Here is a 3,955-nt window from a genome sequence, read left to right as displayed (position 1 = left end):
TTTTGTAAATCAACTTACATCTCATCTACACTTTGAATTATACAGGAAGCTATATACATTATTTTCTTTTTCAAACGGCTCAATAAACGGAGAGAATACATCTATATCCGCTATCGAAGAAATTAACGTCGCTTCGTCTTCCTTCTTCTCCAAAGCCTCACAGATTGTTTCTAACACACTTTCTTCTGTTACCATTGACAAAAGTTGTCTGTCACCAAAAACACCTATCACATTATCTCTTCCATCATTCTCAAGTAAATTGACAATTCTTCCTCTATGTGTTTTTGCAACCGCTTGGTCAATAACAGTTGTAGAAATAATCATAGGTAATGTGCGCTGTTCTTCCTTCCATTTCTTAAAAGATGCTTGCACAGTTCTTACATTTTTATTCAAGTAATTCGCATGGATATTAAGTTCTTCGCCATGAAGAACCCAACTGCTTTCATGACTATCTCCACCACCTTCGGTACTTCTGTCATCATAGTCTTTTCTTTTTTCAAAAATCTTTATCGGCAAATACTTTTCGTTCAAGTTTATTCACTCCTTTCCAAACAATTTTTAATCTGTCTTGTAGACACATTAAAATATATTGCAGCTTGCTTTTGAGATACACCGTGTTCAATCATATACTGCACTAACTGTTCCATTGTGTAATTCCCATGATTTCGGAACAAGTAAGCTTCAACTAGTATATCCGTAAATTTGACTGTATGTTCATCTTTTAACACTAACTTTTTTACCATATTATTTAAAATATTTTTTATATCCGAGTATGATAAACCAAGTAATGTATCATATACTTTGTTCCACTGACTTGGCTTGATTTGAGTGATATCAATAAAATCAGGCAAGTTGTTTATCATTTTCTCTATCTCTGCCAATTCTGGTTTAGGCATTTCAATAACGGTTTGGAATCTTCTCCAAATAGCACTATCCAGCAATTCATGGTGATTTGTTGCCGCAATAAGAATACCATTTTGACAATACTCATCCATATTTTGAAGCAAACTATTTACAACTCGCTTTAGTTCTCCTAACTCATGCTGGTCGTCTCTTGCTTTTCCGATTGCATCAAATTCATCCAAAAACAAAACACAAGGCTGCTTCTTTGCAAATTCAAATATCTTATGAATATTTTTTGCCGTATTACCAAGCAACGAAGATATCAACGTATCTAATCGTGCCACAACTAATGGCAACCCTAATTGTGCTGCAATATATTTAGCTGCGCTTGTCTTTCCACATCCTGGATATCCATATAGTAAAAGAGACATATTAAACTCTAATCCCATTTGTTCCATTTTATCTTTATTTTTAACCGTCTCCATGAAATCCATCAACTTACCTTCAACGGCTTTAGAGAAAATCAAATCATTTGCTGACGGGTGATATTCTATCTCAACAATATGCATCCTGCTTTCTTGATCAACTGGCGGAGGTGCTATGAGCGAATCTGTAACCGCCTTATTACCACTCTTTCTCTCCAATATATCCCCTATTCTTTTACTTCCCTTTTCCTCTCCATCCGCAGCCATCTTCTTGGCTAATAACTGTGCAAAGCTAACCACCTTATCTCTATCTCTTTCTAATCCTGCCTCAATAATTCTTCCAATCTCCGAATAATACATATGCAGCCTCCTAATCATATCATGTAACTACATTATATCACTTTTCGTTTCATTTTCAAGTAAAATCGTTTCATTTTTTACTTTTTCGTTTCACTTCGTTGTTTTTGCGTTTCGTTTTTGAGTTTTTCGCTTCATTTCATATTGCATTCTTATGCTTTTCCAAAAGGTTTTTCTATGCTAAAATCAAATTAACATTGCACAAACTAAGGAAAATGACAATATGAAACCAAAAATCACTCTATTTTATTACAACAATATCAATACCTTCGAAGAAATATCAGATTTAGACAAATGTCCTATCTCTCAAGGCATTTGGTGCCTTTATGGATATAAAAACAACACGTGGACCTGTTTGCAAGTAGCAAGAAGCACTGATATTACTGCAGAATTACGTTCAGATATTGCTAATATAACAGAACCCATAACTCTCGAAGAAACTCCTTATATTTATATTAATCAATTCGGACATAAGGCTGCCGACGACTTCAAAATATATCCTAGTATCCGTACCCAAATTTACTCTAAAGTCGGTAATGATTACGCAAATGAAAAGTTGTATTTTTTCATTATTGAATTTACAGATATTTCTCTCCAAAAAGAAGCCGAAAAGTTTTTCGCATACAATACACAATCTCTTTATTGGCGCAATGGAGGTTCCTACAAAAAAGAATGTACTGTTGACATAGCAAATTTACTTTCTTCTGTTACTCCAACACAAAAAATGATAAATGCTCTTAACACAATGATTATGCACATAGAAAAAACAAGGTGAGTTCAATTTATACTCACCTCGCTCTTCTACACCTTATATTCACCAATTCTTCTCCCGGTGCATCTGCCTTCATCCCCTCATGAACTGCTATGTACTCACTGTCCTTTGCACACTGCGATGTAGCTTCTTCAATCGCACGCTCCACCTTACCGGCATTTGCTTCCATCAAAAGCTTACACAAGAAATCCGCGGTATCTTCCGCCGAATTCGGATTATGAAAACAATAATTTAATTTCGTCCGTTTCAAGCGAAAGCTCCACCTCCTTACACTGCCTGTCCTTCTTTCTCATACTATGAGAAATATTCTTAGGTTAGACCAAGCTTTTGACACGACCTTATCGTTTCGTTGTTTTCGCTTATCATCATATAGATGATTGTAATACTTTCGAAATCAAAATACGTTCCCCAAATACTATACCTAAGTACATTCACACTGTACTTGTCTTGGCACTATTGCATAGGACAAGTAAATAGCTATACACCGCAACCAAAAGACGCATGCAAGAAGCTCAGCTATGCTGATAATTTTTTCATGCGTCCGTGATAATATAAGTGGCCTTGTTACAGATATTGCACCAATTCATATTCAATTTTTCTGTTATATGCAAGCACTCAATTTTGTAAATCTGCAAAGTGGTTATACCAAATTTAATATTATACCGAAACATATAAAAAAGCCTTAGTAATACTGATCTGTTTCAACATACTTCGGTATAACTATTTTCATTAGCTTTACATATCACGTTCATATATTGATATATGCGCTTTTGTCTTCGGTATAATTTTCTAGCATATATTGCACAACATCCTGTATATTACTTGATAAATAATAAAGTTTTTACAATATGTAGATTTTCTGACGATAAAAAATTATACCGAAAATAAACGCTCACTAATGATCTTTCGCATCCGTGCCAGTGACAGGTATAGAAAAGTTATACCGAATTTTATAAACAAAAACCTTTGGAAAATAGCATTTCCTGTAGAATTCGGTATAACTATTTTTTCGGTACAACTAACTTTGTCACGAATTCGGTACAAAAGTGGCAAGCAGTGCATTTGTACACACAAAATGCATTTTTGCTTGTTGGGGTATCTCCCAATCCCTCAGAATCAATCAGAAATCTGATTGAACTACGCCTTACAGGCTGCATTAATTCAATATTGGCAAATGATTCAGGCAAGATGCAAATACATCATATGATGTCCTGTCATCGGAGTTAAAGTCATTCCGTCGCTTCTCACACTCTCACATTTTATCTATTAATGTGTTCCATTATTATTTCTAAATTTTCTTCCACTGATATTGTTCCATCAAGCACAATAATCGGACATTGCAATCTTTTTGCACTTTCTTCTACCGTTTTAGGATCACGATTTTCTACAACCTTCCGAAGTACAACCTCACTGATGAAGAAATCAACATCATAGAATCAGTCATCAAGGAACGAAAATAGCTGACTTGAAAAAGTAAATTCCAGTGCAGGGGTAAATTACACCATGCTTTAAAATTCTTTGATTTTTTAGAATTGTGGGAGGCTAAATCCTTATAAAA

At 34.7% G+C, this 3,955-nt stretch carries 4 protein-coding genes; 1 reads left to right on the top strand and 3 read right to left on the bottom strand.

Translation table 11 applies throughout. The features are described 5' to 3' along the window. Nucleotides 1-21: 21 nt before the first annotated feature. A complete protein-coding gene (locus DXD06_RS16835) occupies nt 22-531 on the bottom strand; it encodes a hypothetical protein (RefSeq protein WP_117833204.1) in 510 nt (169 codons plus the stop codon). Between the two features lie 2 nt (nt 532-533). Then, the gene (locus DXD06_RS16830; RefSeq protein ID WP_117833203.1) at nt 534-1,628 is read right to left on the bottom strand and encodes an AAA family ATPase; all 1,095 of its coding nucleotides are present in this window, start codon (nt 1,626-1,628) and stop codon (nt 534-536) included. A gap of 220 nt (nt 1,629-1,848) precedes the next feature. On the opposite strand from DXD06_RS16830, the gene DXD06_RS16825 reads away from it, so the two are divergent. Beyond that, the gene (locus DXD06_RS16825; protein WP_117833202.1) at nt 1,849-2,400 is read left to right on the top strand and encodes a hypothetical protein; all 552 of its coding nucleotides are present in this window, start codon (nt 1,849-1,851) and stop codon (nt 2,398-2,400) included. 13 nt (nt 2,401-2,413) lie between these two features. On the opposite strand, the gene DXD06_RS16820 is transcribed toward DXD06_RS16825, so the two are convergent. Then, nucleotides 2,414-2,647, bottom strand: a complete 234-nt coding sequence (locus DXD06_RS16820; RefSeq protein WP_117833201.1) for a hypothetical protein — start codon at nt 2,645-2,647, stop codon at nt 2,414-2,416. Nucleotides 2,648-3,955 lie beyond the last annotated feature (1,308 nt).

The organism is Roseburia sp. TF10-5 (genome assembly GCF_003462365.1).
In the GTDB taxonomy this organism is placed as follows: Bacteria; Bacillota; Clostridia; order Lachnospirales; family Lachnospiraceae; genus Roseburia; species Roseburia faecis.
This window is presented reverse-complemented; position numbering and strand designations above follow the sequence as displayed.